The organism is Adlercreutzia sp. DFI.6.23 (assembly GCF_024462535.1).
GTDB classification, from domain to species: domain Bacteria; phylum Actinomycetota; class Coriobacteriia; order Coriobacteriales; family Eggerthellaceae; genus Adlercreutzia; species Adlercreutzia rubneri.
On sequence record NZ_JANGBP010000184.1, the window covers coordinates 1 to 402 of the forward strand.

General features: G+C 74.6%; 1 protein-coding gene. It reads left to right on the forward strand.

All coding sequences use genetic code 11. The annotated features are described in order from the left end of the window. On the forward strand, positions 1-402 hold a 402-nt coding region (locus NE591_RS12920), incomplete at both ends, for a hypothetical protein (protein WP_256156823.1).

Consider the following 402-nt stretch of genomic DNA (forward strand, 5'->3'; position numbering starts at 1 on the left):
GGCGGGCGTGCCCGGCGGCCTTTCGATGCTGTACCCGGTGCTTAGGGCCATGGAGGAGGCGGGCGATCTCGCGCGCGGCATGTTCGTAGAGGGCATGGGGCCGGCCCAGTTCGCCCAGCGCGAGACGGTGGAGGCCCTGCGCGCCTTCGCCCAGCCTACGGACGCATCGGCGCCCGCCTCCCTCGATGCGCTTCCTGCCGACGACCCCGCGTGCCTCTTCGGTGCCGGCATTCCCTGGCCCGATGTGGCATGGGACGCGGCGGGCGAGGCCCCTGCGGCCGATTCCGCCCTCGTGGCCGCGCGGCCGTCCCGCCGCGAGGGGGCGCTCGTGGTCGTTGCCGACGGGGCGCCGGTGCTGTGGGCCGCTCCGCGCCTGAAATCGCTGCTGGCGTTTTCTGCCGA